The following is a 16,637-nucleotide window of genomic DNA, read 5'->3' as shown; positions in this document are numbered from 1 at the left end:
GTCCACGCCTCGCTCGCCGGCCCGGTTTCATCACCCCCCGCCACTGCTCCCACCACCACAACAAGGCTGGCGGCCCCAGTGCCTGCTTTGCCACTTGTGACACCCACTCCATTTCCCCACCCACCCAACCCCATATGGGTGGCTGTTCTCTTGACCGCAATTTGATGTACTGCGCACCGGCCATGAGCTTTTCGCGCGTGCGCGCCGGCTCGGCGACCCAACAAGCCGCATACAGGAGACAGATGTGACCCAAAATGAAAAGCTCGCCGGCGACACGCCGGCGGTGGCGGCCTTCGACTACATCATCGTCGGCGCAGGATCGGCCGGGTGCGCCGTTGCGGCGCGGCTGGCCGAGGATGCCGGCGTAACCGTGGCCCTGCTCGAAGCTGGCCCGACCGATCATCACTTCAGCGTCTGGACGCCGGTGGCCGTTGCGACGATCGTCCCGAAAGCCGGTCCGCGCAACTACGCCTATCGCACCGTGCCGCAGCCGGGACTCGACGGCCGGCAGTCCTACCAGCCGCGCGGGCGCGGCCTGGGCGGCAGTTCGTCGATCAATGGCATGGTCTATATCCGTGGCCACCGCAAGGACTACGACACCTGGGCGCAACTGGGCTGCCAGGGCTGGGGCTATGACGATGTGCTCCCCTACTTCCGTCGCAGCGAAACCAACCACGCGCTCGATGACCGGCACCACGGCAAGGACGGCCCGCTGCACGTCAACGAGCTGCGCACGCCCAACCCGTTTTCCGCGCGCTTTATCGAGGCCGCGATGCAGGCCGGCATCCCGTTCAACCGCGACTTCAACGGCGCGGAACAGGACGGCGCCGGCTATTACCAGGTCACGCAGCGCAACGGCGAGCGCTGGAACAGCGCGCGCGCCTACCTGCACCATGGCGATGCCAACGATGGCACCTTCAGCGGCGGCCGCCGCAACCTGACGGTCTGGCCGGACACGCAGGTGCAGCGCATCGTGTTCGAGGGTCGCCGCGCGGTCGGTGTCAGCATCACGCGCGCCGGCGTCACGCAGGTGCTGCGCGCGCGCCGCGAAGTGATCGTCAGCGGCGGCGCCTTCAATTCGCCGCAGCTTCTTCTCGCATCCGGTATCGGCCCGGCTGCCCATCTGCGCGATCTCGGCATCGACGTCGTGCACGACCTGCCCGGCGTGGGCGAAAACCTGCAAGACCACCTCGACATCGCCGTTTGCCGTCAGGTGTCATCGCCGCAGCTTTTCGGATACTCGCTGCGCGGCGCGGCCAGGATGCTGGGCCAGTGGCGCCAGTATCGACGCGACCGCACCGGCATGTTCAGTTCCAACCTTGCCGAAGCAGGCGCCTTCCTGCGCAGCCGGCGGGACCTGGCCGAGCCCGACCTGCAGTTCCACTTCGTGCCGGGGCTTTCCCCGACGCACACCGGCATGCGACGCCGCGATCTCAAGCATGGCTTCACCGGCCTGGCCTGCCTGCTGCGCCCCGAAAGCCGCGGCCACGTGCGGCTGAACAGTGCCGATACCCGCGATGCGCCGCTGATCGATCCGCGCTTCCTTTCCGCCGAATCGGACATGGCGGGCATGGTCGCCTGCTTCCGCCTGATGCGCCGCATCTTCGCGCAGCCGGCGCTGGCTTCCGCGCAAGGCCGTGAACTGCTCACCGAGGAGATCGGCCCCGGCGACGGCGACGAAGCCGCCATCCGCGCGTATGTGCGCCGTCATGCGGATTCAGTCTTCCACCCGATCGGCACCTGCAAGATGGGCGTGGATGCGATGGCCGTGGTCGACCCCTCCCTGCGCGTGCACGGCGTGGAAGGCCTGCGCGTAGTCGATGCCTCGATCATGCCGACGCTGATCGGCGGCAACACCAATGCACCCGCCATGATGATCGGCGAGAAGGCCGCCGACCTGATCCGCTCGGGCGCCTGATGACCACTACCTCTTCCCACCTGGAGCATTTGATGCGCTGTTCCACCCGCTTCGCACTGACCGCCATCGCGGCCAGCCTGATTGCCACGACCGCCTGCGCTAATGGCCCCGCTGTTGGCCCCGCTGTCGGCCCTGTCGCCGCCTCCGGGCCGGTGTCGAATCCGTTCCTGGCCCAGTCGTACAACAACCAGACCCACTGGAATGACGCCGCCACGGACAGCGTCGGATTCACCGTGCCGCGTGGCAACTTCGAAATGACGCCGGAATCGGTCCAGGTCATTCCCAACGAGTCCGTCAGTCTCCCGCTGGTCATGGACCACGTGGGCGGCAAGGACATCTACTGGTGGTGGGCCGGCTTCTCGCTGCGCAAGGTAACGGTCGAGAACGGCAAGCTGACCGAGATCGCGCGTACCGAAATCCCCGTGCGCCTGCCGAACTACACCCCCGTGACGCCGACGGAGCGCCAGGCACAGGCCGAGAAGGTCAAGGCGTTCCTGGCGGCCCGCGACGAGGCTGGCCTGCTCGCCTACATGAAGTCGCAGCCGAACCGGATGGTGTCGTTCGCCGAAGACCAGGCCGCCAACGGCGCGGTCTATGCGGTGCTGGGCCGCGACGATGCGTTCTACGGCTGCAGCGGCCGCCAGATCTTCCGTATCGACCAGCTCGACCCGAAATCGCCCGCGTCGGGCATGACGCCGCTGCGCGCGGCCACGCTCCCGGCCAGCCTGTTCGACAACGAGAAGATCAAGCGCGGCAAGACCCGCCTGCCCGCCGATATCCTCTTCGGCATGGGCATGACCTACAACGGTTACCTGGTCGTCAATACGCTCGGTGGCAAGGTCGTCACGCTCGACCGCGATTCGCTACAGGTCATCGACAGCTACACCGTATCCGGCGCCGACGAGATGTTCATGAACAGCTTCGCCACGGGCCCCGAGGCGGGTGGCGGCGCGGTCTACGTGGCGTCCAACACGACGATGTACCGTCTGGTGGTGGACATCCACGGCAAGATCCACGACGACGAGGCCAGTGGCGCGTGGCGCGCCGCGTACGACCGTGGCGTGGTGATGCCCGCGCCCAAGATCGCCGACGGCACCGGCTCCACGCCGACGCTGATGGGTTTTGGCCCGGACGAGGACAAGCTCGTGGTCATCACCGACGGCGCGCGCAAGATGCGCATGGTGGCCTTCTGGCGCGACAACATCCCCGCCGGCTGGAAGGCCAAACCCGGCACGCAATCGCCGCGTATCGCGGACCAGTTGGTGGTGGACATGGGTCCCAAGCTCGAATCAGTCCAGTCCGAGCAGTCCGTGGCGGCTTTTGGCGACTACGCGTTCGTGGTCAACAACATCCCGACCAACGATTCGCCCCAGATCGAGCGCGGCGGCGGCTTCACGAGCCTGATCAACGGCGCCACACGCCCGGGCCCGACCGGCGTGGCCATGCTCAAGTGGCAGCAGCGCACCCACAACTGGAAGATGCAATGGGTGCGCACGGATGTGTCGTCGATCTCGGTGGTGCCGATGATCAGCGGCGGCGGCCGCATGGCGATTGTCGACGGCTACTTCACGAACCGCTGGAACGACCGCTATCACATCGGCATGGATCTGGACACCGGCAAGACCGTGATGACGATCCGCACCGGCACCGATCCGACCTTCAACGGGTTGTACTCTCCCATCAAGGTCGATGCCGAGGGCCACATCTTCTATAGCGGCGCGTTTGGGCTGATGCGGCTGGACACGTCCCGGATGAAGCGCGTGACCGGGGATGCCGTGACCACGGCGCAACGCCAGTGATCCAACACCCGACAACGACAAGGAGACATGCATGAAGACACTCGACAGGTTCTACATCGACGGCCAATGGGTTCCGCCAGCCGCCGCAGCCCGCAGCATGCCCATCGTCAATCCGGCCACGGAAGAGGTTGCCGGTCACGTCACGCTTGGCAGCGCGGAGGATGTCGACCGCGCCGTGGCCGCGGCGCGTGCCGCGTTCCCCGCATGGTCCGAGACCAGCCGTGAAGAACGTCTGGCGTTACTGGAACGGATCACCGCGTTGTACAAGGCACGCTTGGGCGATTTCGCAGAGGCAGTGCGTACCGAAATCGGCGCGCCGGTCAGCCTCTGCAATACGCTGCAGGCCCCGATCGGACTCGCCCATCTGGGCGCCGCCACCGAAACGCTGCGCGCCTTCCAGTTCGAAACCGCCCACGGCAACAACTACGTGCGCCATGAACCGATCGGTGTGGCCGCGCTGATCACGGCCTGGAACTGGCCGCTGAGCCTGATCTGCGCCAAGGTGGCCGCCGCGCTGGCTGCCGGCTGCACCATCGTCCTCAAGCCATCGGAAATCGCGCCGCTCGACGCGGCCCTGTTCGCCGACGTGATGCACGAGGCAGGCACCCCTGCCGGCGTATTCAACATGGTGTTCGGCGATGGTCAGGAAGTGGGCGCGCGGCTTGCCGCCCACCCCGACGTGGATGTGATCTCGATCACTGGCTCCACCCGCGCGGGCATTGCCGTGGCGCAGGCCGCAGCCGCCACGGTCAAGCGCGTGCACCAGGAGCTTGGCGGCAAGTCGCCGCTGCTGATTCTGGACGACGCCGACCTGCAGGCCGCCGTTGCCCAGGGCGTGGGGCACGTGATGCTGAACTCCGGGCAGACCTGCATCGCGCCCACCCGGATGCTGGTGCCGCGCGATCGCTATGACGAAGCCGTGCGCGTGGCGGCCGCCACCTGCAATGCATTGCAGGTGGGCGACCCCGCCGAGCCGGGCACGCGTATCGGCCCCATCTCCAACAAGGCGCAGTACGAAAAGGTCCAGCGCATGATCGGCACCGGCATCGAGGAAGGCGCCCGGGTCGTGGCGGGTGGACCGGGCCGGCCGGACGGGTTGACCCGTGGTTTCTATGCGCGGCCGACCATCTTCGCCGACGTCGACAACAGCATGACGATCGCGCGCGAGGAGATCTTCGGACCGGTGCTGGTCATGATTCCGTACGACGACGAAGCACAGGGGATCGACATCGCCAATGACACGCCATACGGGCTCGCCGCGTATGTGGCATCGGGCGACCCTGCCCGCGCGCGGCGCGTAGCGGCGCGTCTGCGTGCCGGTTCGGTCCGCATCAACGGCGGCCAGGTCGACCTGTCGATGCCGTTCGGTGGGTACCGCGCATCCGGCAATGGCCGTGAGAACGGCGCGCACGGGCTGGCCGAGTATCTCGAAGTCAAGGCCGTGACGGTCTGACCGGACCCGATAAGGAAGGCAACGAAAAAGGGAGCGACGGCGCCGCTCCCTTTTTCGTTCCTGGGTCATCGAGGACGCCGGCTGATCGTCCATCCCACGAACGGGTCCGCGCCAGTGCGATGCCGCATCCAGTCCGTCCGGCACAACATGCACTGATGCGCGCGCGTTTCGCACATGGCGCTACCGCCCAGGCTGCGCCACTGCAGATCGCCCGCGGGACGCAACGCCCCGTGGCCGCCCGCGCGACGGCTGTCGTGACGTAGCCGCTCGCAGTGCGTACACAGCGGGGATTCGCCTGTGGCCGGCATGGCGCGGACGCGCGCGGCGGCCACCGTGGCATCGCCGATATCGAGCCGGCGCGCGGCCTCGCCCCAGCGGCTACGCAATCGGCGCGCGGCGGCCAGGTAAAGCATCCGCACGGCCTCGCCACCGTCGCAGGTGGCGGCCTGACGACATGACTCGGCGTACCGCCTCACATCCAGACCGAACTGCGCCGCCGTGGCAAAGCAGACCACGCGCTGCCGCCCATCGCCGGTTGCCATCCATGCGTCGAACAGTGCAGCCAGTCGGTCCTCGTAGGCTTCCGTGGCACTTGCCTGCGCCAGGGCCATGCGATGCGCGCGTTGCGTCAGGGCGCGTACCTCGCGGCGAAGATCGCCGGCGTCGGGGGTGGTTTGGGCAATACGCTGCGCGCCGGGCATGATGTCTCCTCGATATAGTCAGCCGATTATAGGAACGCGATTCGCCGCCACCGCGCAAACCCGACACGTCCAACCTGATACGGGTGGCTTCGCTCCATGCCGGATTTTGGTCTACTGGCAGGCAGACAAAACCAACTTCGGGAGACAACCATGGGCGTCCTCAGCGGTATCCGCGTCATCGAATTCGAAGCCATCGGCCCCGGGCCGTTCGGCGCCATGCTTCTGGCCGACATGGGCGCCGACGTGCTCCGCATCGACCGGCCCGTGGCCCCCACGGACCTGGGCCCGAAGCGCGGCCCCGGCAAGCGCATCGACGTCACGGGGCGCGGCCGCCGCTCGGTCACCATCGACCTCAAGCAGCCGGAAGGCCAGCAGGCCGCGCTGGAACTGATCGCCAAGGCCGATGTGGTCATCGAGGGATTCCGCCCCGGCACCATGGAGCGCCTTGGGCTGGGCCCCGCCATCGCACTGGCGCGCAATCCACGCCTGATCTACGGCCGCATGACCGGCTGGGGCCAGACCGGTCCGCTGGCCGAACGCGCGGGACACGACCTCAACTACGTTGCGCTGTCGGGCGTGCTGTCGGGCATCGGCCGTGCCGGCGAGGCCCCGGTTCCGCCGCTGAACCTGGTGGGCGATTACGGTGGCGGCGGCATGTTGCTGGCGCTTGGCGTGGTATCCGCCTTGCTCAACGTGCATCGCGGCGGCAAGGGCCAGGTGGTGGATGCGGCGATGATCGAAGGCGCCGCGCAGCTCGGCGCGGTGATCTGGGGCCTGATTGCCTCGGGCAACTGGCGCGAGTCGCGTGGCAGCAACTTCCTCGATGGCGGCACTCCCTGGTACGACAGCTATTGCACCCAGGATGGCCAGTACATGTCGGTGGGCGCCGTGGAGTCGCGCTTCTACGCGGAACTGATCGAGAAGCTTGGCCTGGCCGGCGAGACCCTGCCCGGCCAGCACGACCGCGCCGGCTGGCCCATCCTGCGCCGCCGCTTCACCGAAGTATTCCTGACCCGCACGCGCGATGAATGGTGCGCGATCTTCGACGGCAGCGATGCATGCGTGGCCCCGGTGCTGGGCTTTTCCGAAGCGCCGGACCACCCGCAGCACCGCGCGCGCGGCAGCTTCATCGAAGTGGACGGCGTGGTGCAGCCCGGCCCGGCGCCGCGTTTTCTCGGCACCCCGTCCGAAGTCCGCCGCGCAGCCCCGGCACGTGGCCAGCATGGCGGCGCCGCGCTGCGCGAATGGGGGTTCGACGACGCCGCGATTGCCCAGTTGCGCGCGCAAGGCCTCGGCTTTGTCGAGGAGCAGCCATGAGCGCGCCGATGCTGGTCCTGTTGCCAGCCACCTCGGACACGCCGCACGGCTTCAGACGCGTGCGGTCCAGCCCGGGCTTTATGACGACCTGCGGCGAGTTCTATGTCCACGAGAGCGAGCCAATCCTGGCCACCCGCATCACGACTGCCCACATGAACGCGCAGGACATCGTCCACGGCGGCTTTCTGGCCACGCTCGCCGATTCCGCGTACGGCGTGGTCCTGCGGCGCACCAACCCCGAACTGATCCCCCGCACGGCGCAACTGAGCGTCAGCTACCTTGGCGCCGTGCGCGAGGGTGAATTCGTGGAAGCACGCGTCACGCTGCACAAGATCGGCAAGCGGCTCATGAATGGCAGTTGCGATGTGTATGTGGGGGACCGGATGGTGCTGCAGACGACAGCGGTGTTCTCTGTAGTCGCTGCTTAGTCCAGCCCGGTCTGGTCCGCTCCAGTCTGGACCCGGCCGTCACGGCCTTCCATCGTCAGGCGGTACCCGTGCGCAGCGCCCGGTTGCGCACGGCCAGTATGACTTCGTAGCGCGTGGAGACGCCCAGCTTGGCGTAGATCTGGCGCAGGTTCCACTTGACCGTATCGACACTCAGGTTCAATACCAGCGCGATGCGCTTGTTCGACATCGACTGCTCGAGCAGCGCGACGATATCGCGCTCGCGCGGGGTCAGATGCTCCGGATCGCCGTCACGCCTGCGCCGCCGAACCATTGGCAGGCACGTGGCGGGCTGCTGGAGCTGATCTTTCGCGGCGCGCACACGGCCCAGCCAGTTGTCGCGCACCGCGTCGCCCGATGGCTGCACGCAGTCGAGCAGCGCCGGAATGCCCGGCTCATCGCGCAACATGCGCAACAGGCCAAGCCGCAGCCCCGCAGCCAGTGCCGATTCAAGATGGCGCACCACGAGGTGTGGCCGGTCCAGGGCGGCATTCACACGCGCGAACAGCAGATCGATCAGCACTAGCGCGCCGGCGTTGTCGGAGCGAACCGGCTCCAGCGCGGCCAGCGCCCCGACCGGATTACCGGCACTCAGCGCCACGCGCACGCGCGACAACGCCGCGATCGTGCCGACCTCCCGGGCGCGCATGTCCGATGCATCCAGCGTGGCGGCCAGCGCGTCAAGCTCGTCCTGCAGCAGGCCAGCATGCCGCAAGTCCCCGGCCTGAATGGCGAATAACACCCGCTGCGCCAGCAAACGCACCTGCACCCGTATCAGCCCCCGCCCAGCCGCTCGGGCCTGCGCTTCTATCAGGGTCGCGCGAGCGCCATGCTGGTCGCCGGCCAGCCACTGCAGCCGCGCCTGGCACAGCGTGGCCACGATCATCACGTCCGGCGAGGAGTGATGGGCCAGGTCTAGCCAGCAGGCCAGCATCTCGGCGGCTTCTTCGGCGCGGTCCTGTTCGAGCAGGGCGGCCGCGACCGGCACCGCACATACGCAAGCGCTCACCGAACGCCTGCCGTGAATCTGCTGCGCCATGCGTGCCGCCGGCATCCCGACAGCCTGAGCCCTGCGCGCATCCCCGCGCATCAGCATGGTCAGCGCGGCCGCGCCATGCGCCATCGCCACCAGTTCATCATGAGGTGCCGCTTCCAGCCTTGGCACCGACGGGAACTCGGGCCGATGCAGCATGGCCCCGCATCGCACCGCCAGCGCGGCGCGAATGTGCTCCAGCGACGGATGCGGCAGTGCATGGCCGCCGAGCCGGGCCAGCCACACATCCATGGCGGCAGGGTCATCCTTCTGGAATGCGATGCTCGCGCGGATCAGCACGACCTGCGCGGCAACATCGTCGCGCCCGGCGAGCATGGCCAACCAGCGCTCCGCCTCGTCCAGGCGTGCCGCAACGGTGCAAGCCCAGGCCGCCGCCAGCAGCATGGCGGGCTCGTCGACCACACGTTCGATGCCAGCCTGATCGATCCAGACCGGTAACGCGCGAAGTTGACTCAGCGCCGGCATCGCCGGCATGGCTTCGCGCACGACGTGCGCCACGAGCCCGGCATCGTCGGCACGCATGGCGTGGTCCAGCGCCTCGCCGCTGCTACCCACCCGCAGCCATGCGGCGACGGCTCGCCGGTGCAGCGCCAGCCGGTCGGCACCGGCGAGCGGCATCGACCGCCGCAGCCAGTCGGCAAACAGCGGATGGAGCGTATACCAGCCAGCGTGCGCCCGGGCTGGGCCGATGAAGATGCCCTGCCCGACCAGACTCCGCGCGCATTCGGCGGCGCGCGGCACACCCGTGACATCGGCGGCAAGTTCCGGCGTCCAGCGGTCGAGCCATGCGAGCCAGCGCAATAGCCGCGCCTGTCCCGCGCTCAGCCCTGGCGCGACCACTTCGGTCCAGTACGCGTCGAGCGCCGCGCGCGATTCGTCCGCCGCGCGCCCCCCAGCCAGCATTCGCACACCCGCCGGCCAGCCGCGCGTAGCCTCCAGCAACCGCACGCTCGCGGCTTGGCCCGATTCGGGCGGCAGGCACGCGCGGGTTTCGGCCAGGGTAAAGGCCAGCGATTCGTCGTCGAGTTCGACCACCACGCCCTCCGCCCCAAGCTGGCCAAGACGCAGGGCCGGACGGCAGCGCGTGGCCAGCGCCAGATGCAGGCGCGGCAGGCGCGCGTCGATCAAGGCCTGCAACACGGCCCATGCGCCCGTGTCGCGCAGGTACTCCGCGCCATCGAGCATCAGATAGAGTTCGTCGGGCACGGCGGCCAGCGCCGCGATCAGGGCTTCGGTCGAGTCGTGCCGGGGTGATGGCGACACGTCGCCCTGTATAACACTGACCACGCTGGCCACGCTGGCCACGCTTGCCTCGATGGCCGCGCAAAGCCGGGCCGGCGCGTCAAGCTCCGGGCCGAGCGAGAGCCAGCCCACCCGCGCGCGCGCGCCCACGAGTTGCTGGCGCCACTGCGCCAACAGCGTGGTCTTGCCATACCCCGGGCTGGCGGCCAGCACCACCAGCGCCGCATGGCGCGCCTCATGCAGCCGCGCCAGCAGCGCATCGCGCATGGCGATGCCGCCGCCCAGCCTGGGCGGCATGAGCTTGTGGGAAGGCACACTGCAATCCATGGACATCCGCTCCGTACCTGCCGGCCCACACTCGCAGACCGCTCGCAGACCGTATGACCAGCAGGATATGCCCGCACGCGCGCGTTGCGGCCGACAGCCACCCTGGCCCACCTGAAGCGGGTGGGAACGACGCAAAGCGCACGGTCGTGCGCTTTTGGTCGTCCCGCGCCACCGGGGGGGCGAGTAGAATCGCTTGGCATCGGGCCTTGCCCCTCCTGCGCGCCGCCGCATCCGGCGCTGGTCAAACCCATGTCCCAGCCTTTTCCCGCGCCGGCTGAATCCGCATCGACCGACGTCTTCGCGGATATCTCTCCCGACGTTTCTCCTGACGTTTCGCCGCTATCGGCTGCGCGCGCGCATCCGCGCGGCACGGCGCGCGTGGTGGCGCGCGAACGGCTGCTGGCCCAACTCACCGAGGCTCGCCGCCGCCGCTGCATCGTGATCCAGGGACCCGCCGGCTTCGGCAAAACGGCCGTGCTGGTGGCCTGGCGGCTAGACCTGCGCGCCCTGGGCTTCGACATGGCCTGGGTGACGCTGGCCGACGACGACAACGACATGACCCACTGGCTCGACCACGTGCTGTCGAGCCTGGCGCAGGTCAGCCCCGCCATCACGCGCGAGGCCGCCCTGCTCGGCGGTCTGGGCGACATGGAAAGCGAGGCAATCGAGCGCACCGTGATCGCGCTGGTGGGCGGCATCGCGGCGTGCCCGCGCGAGATCGTGCTGGTGATCGACGAACTGCATCGCCTGACCAACCCCCGCGTGCTGGAAGCCATGCAGTGGCTGCTGGACTACGCGCCGCCAAACCTGCACGTGGTGCTGGCCTCGCGCAGCCAGGTGCCGCTCTCGCTGGGACGCCTGCGCGACCAGGACCTCGTGCTTGAACTCGACCAGCGCGACCTGCGGCTGACCGCCGACGAATCGCGGCGCTTTCTGGCCACGCAGTTGACCGGGATTGACGCGCGCGATGCGCGGGTACTACACGAGCTGACCGACGGATGGGTGGCCGGCCTGCAACTGTTCGCCACGCACTGGAAGCGCAAGAAGCAGGACGCCAACAGCCTGTCGTTCGCCAACGACTTCGTGCGGGCCAATGTGCTGAATGCGGGCGCCTTCTCGGCCTATTTCGAGCGCGAGGTGCTGTCACGCCTGTCCCCGGACGAAGCCGAGTTGCTGGTGCACGCGGCCGCCTGCGAGCGCTTCTGCGCATCGCTCTGTGTCGCCCTGACCGGGGGGCGCGCCGATTCGGAACCCGTGGTTTCGGCGCTGCTGGCGCGGCTCGACAACGAGAACCTGTTTATCGAACCGGTACAGGGGCCCGACCGGGCACCGTGGTACCGGCTGCATCCGCTCCTGCGCGAAACGCTGGCGGAGCGGTTCCGCCAGCGCAGCGAATCGGTGCGGCATCAGGTCCATATGGCGGCCTGGCAGTGGTTCCGCGATCACCGGCTGCTCGTCGAAGCGGTCAGGCACGCGGTGCTGGCCGGCGAATCCGGTACCGCCGCCGATCTGGTCGAACGCTACGCATCGACCCTGATCGGACGTGGCGAGGTACGCAAGGTGGCGGGTCTGCTGCAGCAGCTTCCCAAACCCGAGGTCCGTGCCCGGCTGGCGTTGCGCCTGCTCACGGTGCAGATGCAACTCTATGCGCACGAAGTCGATGCCGCGCGGGCCGAGCTCGACGCGCTCGATGGCGAACTGCCAGCCGAAGGGGAGCTGCGCCAGCGCCTCAGGCAACTCCAGATGATGCGAATGGTGCTGACCGACGACGCCGAGAGTGCGCAGCGGCTGCAGCCGCTGCTCGAATCCATGCCGGGCGACGTCGGCGGCTTGCTGGTGGGCGCGCGTAACAACCTGTTGACGTGGCTCTACATGCATCAGGGCAACTACGAGCGCGCCCGCGCCATCCAGTCTGACAACGCGCCACTGATCGTCGAGGGCGCGCCGCTGCTCGGCAGCGCGGCCGGCATGCTCAACGGCCGATGCATGGCCGCCTTCAGCTACGCGATCGAAGGCAAGATCACGCAGGTGGAGCGCATTTGCCGTGACGTGCTACGCGAAACCGAACAGGTCGGCGCATTCGGGACCGAGCCCGAGTACTTTGCGGCAGCCATGCTTGGCGAGGTGCTCTACGAGCAAAACCAGATCGAAGCCGCGCTGGCCATGCTGGAACCCCGGGTGGACGTGCTGGAGCGCATCTCGATTCCCGATTCGGTTTTGCGCGTCATCATGACGCTCGCGAAGTGCCATGCCGTCCGTGGTCACCATCTGGATGCCTTTGCCTACCTCGAACGGCTGGAAGAACATGCCGCGCGACGCAAGCTCGATCGTTTGCTCGCGCACAGCCTTGCCGGCCAGGTCCGGCTGCATCGGCGAGCCGGCGACCGTGCCGCAGCGGATGCCTGCCGGTCGCGGCTCGAGGCCATCGCCGAACGCCACCGCGGCGCGGGCCCTGGCACCGTGGACGAGATCCTTCTGGTGGCAGGCCGCGCGCGCGTCATGGGATACCTGCTGGACGGTGATCCCGCGAAGGCGGCCGCTGCCGTCGGCCCGCTGATCGACCAGTGTCAACGACGCGGATGGCAACGCCATCTCGCGCAAATACAGTGGATGGCGGCACTGGCCGACCATCGACTCGGCAACGCTGCGTCCGTGCGCGAGCGCGTGCTGGCTGCGTTGCGCGCGAGCCACCGGCTCGGCCTGGTGCGCAGCCTGCTCGATGTCGACCCGGGCGCGTTCGACGAGATTGCTGCACTAGCGCAGCAGCCCGGTGAAGCGCCCGATCCGCTGCTCGCGTTCTACATCAGCCGCCTGCGCGCGACCGGTGCTGCCAACCCGGTGGCATCAGCCGGCGCTGCGGCGCCAGCCACGCTGCGCACGCTTGCAGAGCCACTGAGCGAACGCGAAGCCGATGTGGTCGAATTGCTCGGACAGGCCCTGCCCAACAAGAAGATCGCCCGCACGCTCGGCCTCTCGCCCGAGACCGTGAAGTGGCACCTCCGCAACATCTTCCGCAAGCTTGGCGTAACATCGCGCGACGAAGCGGTCGCGCGTGTGCGCGACCTCTCCCGCCCGAGCTGATCCCGGCGCTCGCTCCCTCGCAAGAGTTGACCACTACAAGCGGCCGCGCCACCTGACATGGGTGGTAGTGGCCGCCCCCTCCCCCGGCGTAACTTAGCGTCATTCGATCGCACGTCCGATCCCGCTGGATCGGCAGGCGACAAACGCCCTGCGGCACCCGTGTGCCGCTGACCGAGGAGACGCGTTCCATGACCGCTACGTCCGCTGTCCGCAGCGACACCGTGCCCAAGTTCCGGCCAACGGTATTCCCGCCGCGCCCTACGCTCGTCGAACAGCGCGCCGACGGCACCATCCTCCTGCGCTGCGCCACCCCGCCGGCCGACCCCGCACAGCGCGGACTCGGCGAGTTTGCCGCCCACTGGGCGGTTCAACGCGGCGACACCTGCGCGTTCGCCGAGCGCGAATCGACCAGTCCGGACGCCCCGTGGCGCATGATCACCTGGGCCGAGATGTGGCAGCAGATCCAGGCCGTGGGCGCCGCCCTGCTCGAGATGGGCCTGGGCACCGACCGTCCGCTGCTGATCCTCTCCGGCAACTCGATCGAACACGCCGTGCTGGCCCTGGCAGCCGAGCACGTCGGCGTGCCCATGGCGCCGGTATCGCCCGCTTATTCGCTGGTGAGCAAGGATTTCGCGCGACTCCGCGACGTGGTAAGCCTGGTGCCACCGGGTGCGATCTTCGCGCAGGATGCCGCCGCCTTCGCCCGCGCCCTCGACGTCATCGGCAAGCCCAATGTGCCCGTCATCGCGGTACACGGCGCGCGCGACGGCCAGCACGACTGGGCCTCGCTGGTCGCCACCACCGTGACGCCTGCACGCCGCGCGGCGGTGCAGGCCGCGCACGATGCCATCCGCGAAGACGACCTGGGCCGCGTGCTGTTCACGTCCGGATCCACCGGTGTGCCCAAGGGCGTGGCGCTGTCACACGGCAATCTCCGCGCCGTGGCCGCTTACTACCTGGAGAGCTATCGGCCGCTGCTGGAACGCCCGTCCCGCTACCTCGACTGGCTGCCATGGCACCACGGCCTGGGTGGCGTGCTGAACATGACGCGCGTGGTCACGCTGGGCGGCAGCCACTATATCGACGATGGACGCCCGCTGCCGGGTCAGTTCGAGCGCACCGTGCGCAATATGCGCGATGTCGCTTCGACCGTGTTCACCGCCGTGCCAGCCGCCTGGACGATGTTGGTGACTGCGGCCGAGCGCGATCCGGAAGTCGCGCGCAACCTGTTTTCCGAGGCGGTGAACTTCTCCTACGGCGGCGCCAGCCTGCCGCGCGATGTCTGGGACCGCATCCACGCGCTGTCCGAACGCACGATCGGCGAGCGCGTGGCGTTCTGCTCGGGCCTCGCTTGCACCGAGTCGAGCGGTGTGGGCCTCTACTGCACGTGGCCGAGCGAGACCACAGGGAACATCGGTGTGCCCATGCCCGGCGTTTCCGCGAAGCTCGTCCCGCTCGAAGGCGGCGATGGCCGCTACGAGATCCGCATCAAAGGCCCCAGCGTGTTCAAGGGTTACGTGCAGCGCCCCGACTTGACTGCTGCCGCGTTCGATGAAGAAGGCTTCTTCAAGATGGGAGACGCGGTGCGCCTGCAGGACCCATCCGATCCCGCACGCGGCCTGTCGTTCGCCGGCCGTGTGGCCGAGGACTTCAAGCTTACCAACGGCACCTGGGTCCGTACCGGCGCGGTGCGCCTTACGCTGGTCGAACGATGCGCGCCGCTGCTCAATGACGCGGTGATCTGCGGCCACGACCACGACTACCTGGCGGCGCTGGCCTGGCCCAATGTCGCAGCCTGCCGGAGCCTTGCGCCCGAACTGGCGGCGCTCGATGCCGAAGCGCTGGTCCGGCACCCCGTCGTCGTCGAGGCCATTCGCGCGCGGCTGCAAGCACCGGCGGGCGGCAACGGCGCAAGTTTGTCCGTGCGTCGCGTGATGCTGATGGCGGAACCACCGTCGATGGACGCGAACGAAATCGCCGACAAGGGCTACGTGAATCAGGCCGCCACGCGGGCGCGCCGCGCCCATCTGGTCGAAGCCCTGTTCCATCCCGAACCCGAAAGCCACATTGCCTGCGCGCGGTAAGTCCGCACACACGACAACAACTCAAGAGGAGACTGTCATGCAAGTCCAACGTAACGTTTACCGTGAAGATCACGAGATGTTCCGCGAAACCGCCCGCCGCTTCCTGGAGCGCGAGTGCCTGCCCAAGCAGGCCGCCTGGGACAAGGCTGGCAAGGTGGATCGCGAAACCTGGCTCAAGGCCGGTCGCGAAGGTCTGCTGTGCGTGACGCTGCCCACGGAGTACGGTGGTGGTGGCGGTGACTTCGGCCACTCGGCTGTGTTCAATGAAGAACTGGCGCGCGTCGGTGTCAGCGGCCTGGGCTTCGGCGTGCATTCGGACATCATCGCCCCGTACATCGCACGCATCGCCAACGAAGAGCAGAAGCAACGCTGGCTGCCCAAGGTGTGCTCGGGCGAGGCCATTCTCGCCATCGGCATGACCGAACCGGGCACCGGCAGCGATCTGAAGGCCGTACGCACCACGGCCATTCGCGACGGCGACGAGTACGTGATCAACGGCAGCAAGACCTTCATCTCGAACGGCCTGACCTGCGACCTGATCATCATGGTCTGCAAGACCGATCCGGCGGCCGGCTCGCGCGGCGTGAGCCTGATCATGGTGGAAGCCGACCGAGAGGGTTTCCGCCGTGGCCGCAAGCTGGAGAAAGTGGGCCAGCACGCCCAGGATACGGCCGAGCTGTTCTTCGACAACGTGCGCGTGCCGGTGGCGAACCTGCTGGGCGAGGAAGGCAAGGGCTTCGCCTATCTGATGGGCGAACTGCCGCAGGAACGTCTGTCGATCGCCGTCAGCGCCGCCGCCAAGCTCGAGGCGTGCCTCGAACACACGATCGCCTACGTGAAGGAGCGCAAGGCCTTCAACCAGACCGTGTGGGATTTCCAGAACACCAAGTTCAAGCTCGCCGACATCAAGGCACAGGCCGTTGCCGTGCGCGTGATGGTGGATTACTACCTCAGCGAGCATATCCGCCGCCGCCTCTCCCTTGAAGAAGCCGCCATTGCGAAGCTCTACGCAACCGAAGCGCTGGGCAAGGCGCTCGACGAAATGGTGCAGCTGCACGGCGGCTACGGCTACATGCTCGAGTACCCGGTGGCGCGCGCGTTCGCCGATTCGCGTGTCACCCGCATCTACGGCGGCACCAGCGAAGTGATGCGCGACCTCATCTCCCGCAAGCTCTGAACCCCTCCCCCCAAGACAACCCTAAAGCCATACACCTG

Annotated in this window: 10 protein-coding genes; 8 read left to right on the top strand and 2 right to left on the bottom strand. The window is 68.0% G+C overall.

All coding sequences use genetic code 11. The features are described 5' to 3' along the window. Positions 1 to 244: 244 nt before the first annotated feature. Genes K6G35_RS24320 through K6G35_RS24310 form a run of 3 tightly spaced genes read left to right on the top strand, consistent with a single transcriptional unit; the run spans position 245 to position 5,170 of the window. Positions 245 to 1,918 carry a GMC family oxidoreductase gene (locus K6G35_RS24320; RefSeq protein ID WP_186426698.1) on the top strand — a complete coding sequence of 558 codons (1,674 nt, stop codon included), beginning with the start codon at positions 245 to 247 and terminating at the stop codon, positions 1,916 to 1,918. A 32-nt stretch (positions 1,919 to 1,950) separates the two neighbouring features. Beyond that, positions 1,951 to 3,717, top strand: a complete 1,767-nt coding sequence (locus tag K6G35_RS24315) for a hypothetical protein (protein ID WP_495676464.1) — start codon at positions 1,951 to 1,953, stop codon at positions 3,715 to 3,717. 31 nt (positions 3,718 to 3,748) lie between these two features. Beyond that, positions 3,749 to 5,170 (top strand): aldehyde dehydrogenase family protein, encoded by a 1,422-nt coding sequence (locus K6G35_RS24310; RefSeq protein WP_495676463.1) that lies wholly within the window; start codon positions 3,749 to 3,751, stop codon positions 5,168 to 5,170. A gap of 65 nt (positions 5,171 to 5,235) precedes the next feature. On the opposite strand, the gene K6G35_RS24305 is transcribed toward K6G35_RS24310, so the two are convergent. Beyond that, on the bottom strand, positions 5,236 to 5,871 hold the full coding sequence (locus tag K6G35_RS24305) for a hypothetical protein (protein WP_035883875.1): 636 nt from the start codon (positions 5,869 to 5,871) through the stop codon (positions 5,236 to 5,238). A 150-nt stretch (positions 5,872 to 6,021) separates the two neighbouring features. On the opposite strand from K6G35_RS24305, the gene K6G35_RS24300 reads away from it, so the two are divergent. Beyond that, positions 6,022 to 7,188, top strand: a complete 1,167-nt coding sequence (locus K6G35_RS24300) for a CaiB/BaiF CoA transferase family protein (protein WP_495676462.1) — start codon at positions 6,022 to 6,024, stop codon at positions 7,186 to 7,188. Continuing rightward, complete coding sequence (locus K6G35_RS24295) at positions 7,185 to 7,616, top strand: PaaI family thioesterase (protein WP_495676461.1); 432 nt, start codon at positions 7,185 to 7,187, stop codon at positions 7,614 to 7,616. Before K6G35_RS24300 ends, K6G35_RS24295 begins: the two co-directional genes overlap by 4 nt. A 55-nt stretch (positions 7,617 to 7,671) precedes the next feature. Here the strand turns inward: K6G35_RS24295 and K6G35_RS24290 are convergent, their stop codons facing one another. Beyond that, entirely contained in the window at positions 7,672 to 10,245 is a 2,574-nt protein-coding gene (locus K6G35_RS24290) for a winged helix-turn-helix domain-containing protein (protein WP_495676460.1), read from the bottom strand. Positions 10,246 to 10,506: 261 nt separating this feature from the next. Here K6G35_RS24290 and K6G35_RS24285 point away from each other — a divergent pair, with 261 nt between their 5' ends. The 3 genes from K6G35_RS24285 (at position 10,507) to K6G35_RS24275 (ending at position 16,599) form a co-directional block, all read left to right on the top strand. Next, complete coding sequence (locus K6G35_RS24285) at positions 10,507 to 13,338, top strand: winged helix-turn-helix domain-containing protein (RefSeq protein ID WP_495676459.1); 2,832 nt, start codon at positions 10,507 to 10,509, stop codon at positions 13,336 to 13,338. A 188-nt stretch (positions 13,339 to 13,526) separates the two neighbouring features. Beyond that, on the top strand, positions 13,527 to 15,422 hold the full coding sequence (locus tag K6G35_RS24280; RefSeq protein WP_186426693.1) for a feruloyl-CoA synthase: 1,896 nt from the start codon (positions 13,527 to 13,529) through the stop codon (positions 15,420 to 15,422). A gap of 37 nt (positions 15,423 to 15,459) precedes the next feature. Further along, on the top strand, positions 15,460 to 16,599 hold the full coding sequence (locus K6G35_RS24275; protein WP_008647327.1) for an acyl-CoA dehydrogenase family protein: 1,140 nt from the start codon (positions 15,460 to 15,462) through the stop codon (positions 16,597 to 16,599). Positions 16,600 to 16,637 lie beyond the last annotated feature (38 nt).

The sequence above is a fragment of the Cupriavidus sp. HY129 genome (assembly GCF_059492215.1).
The sequence above is the reverse complement of the archived record's forward strand: the minus strand, read 5'-3'. Positions and strand labels throughout refer to the sequence as shown.

Excerpts from the sequence above, each read along its gene's own strand:
- K6G35_RS24295 (WP_495676461.1), top strand. The coding sequence starts at position 7,185 with ATGAGCGCGCCGATGCTGGTCCTGTTGCCAGCCACCTCGGACACGCCG.
- K6G35_RS24275 (WP_008647327.1), top strand. The coding sequence starts at position 15,460 with ATGCAAGTCCAACGTAACGTTTACCGTGAAGATCACGAGATGTTCCGC.
- K6G35_RS24285 (WP_495676459.1), top strand. The coding sequence starts at position 10,507 with ATGTCCCAGCCTTTTCCCGCGCCGGCTGAATCCGCATCGACCGACGTC.
- K6G35_RS24305 (WP_035883875.1), bottom strand. The coding sequence starts at position 5,871 with ATGCCCGGCGCGCAGCGTATTGCCCAAACCACCCCCGACGCCGGCGAT.
- K6G35_RS24310 (WP_495676463.1), top strand. The coding sequence starts at position 3,749 with ATGAAGACACTCGACAGGTTCTACATCGACGGCCAATGGGTTCCGCCA.
- K6G35_RS24280 (WP_186426693.1), top strand. The coding sequence starts at position 13,527 with ATGACCGCTACGTCCGCTGTCCGCAGCGACACCGTGCCCAAGTTCCGG.
- K6G35_RS24300 (WP_495676462.1), top strand. The coding sequence starts at position 6,022 with ATGGGCGTCCTCAGCGGTATCCGCGTCATCGAATTCGAAGCCATCGGC.
- K6G35_RS24315 (WP_495676464.1), top strand. The coding sequence starts at position 1,951 with ATGCGCTGTTCCACCCGCTTCGCACTGACCGCCATCGCGGCCAGCCTG.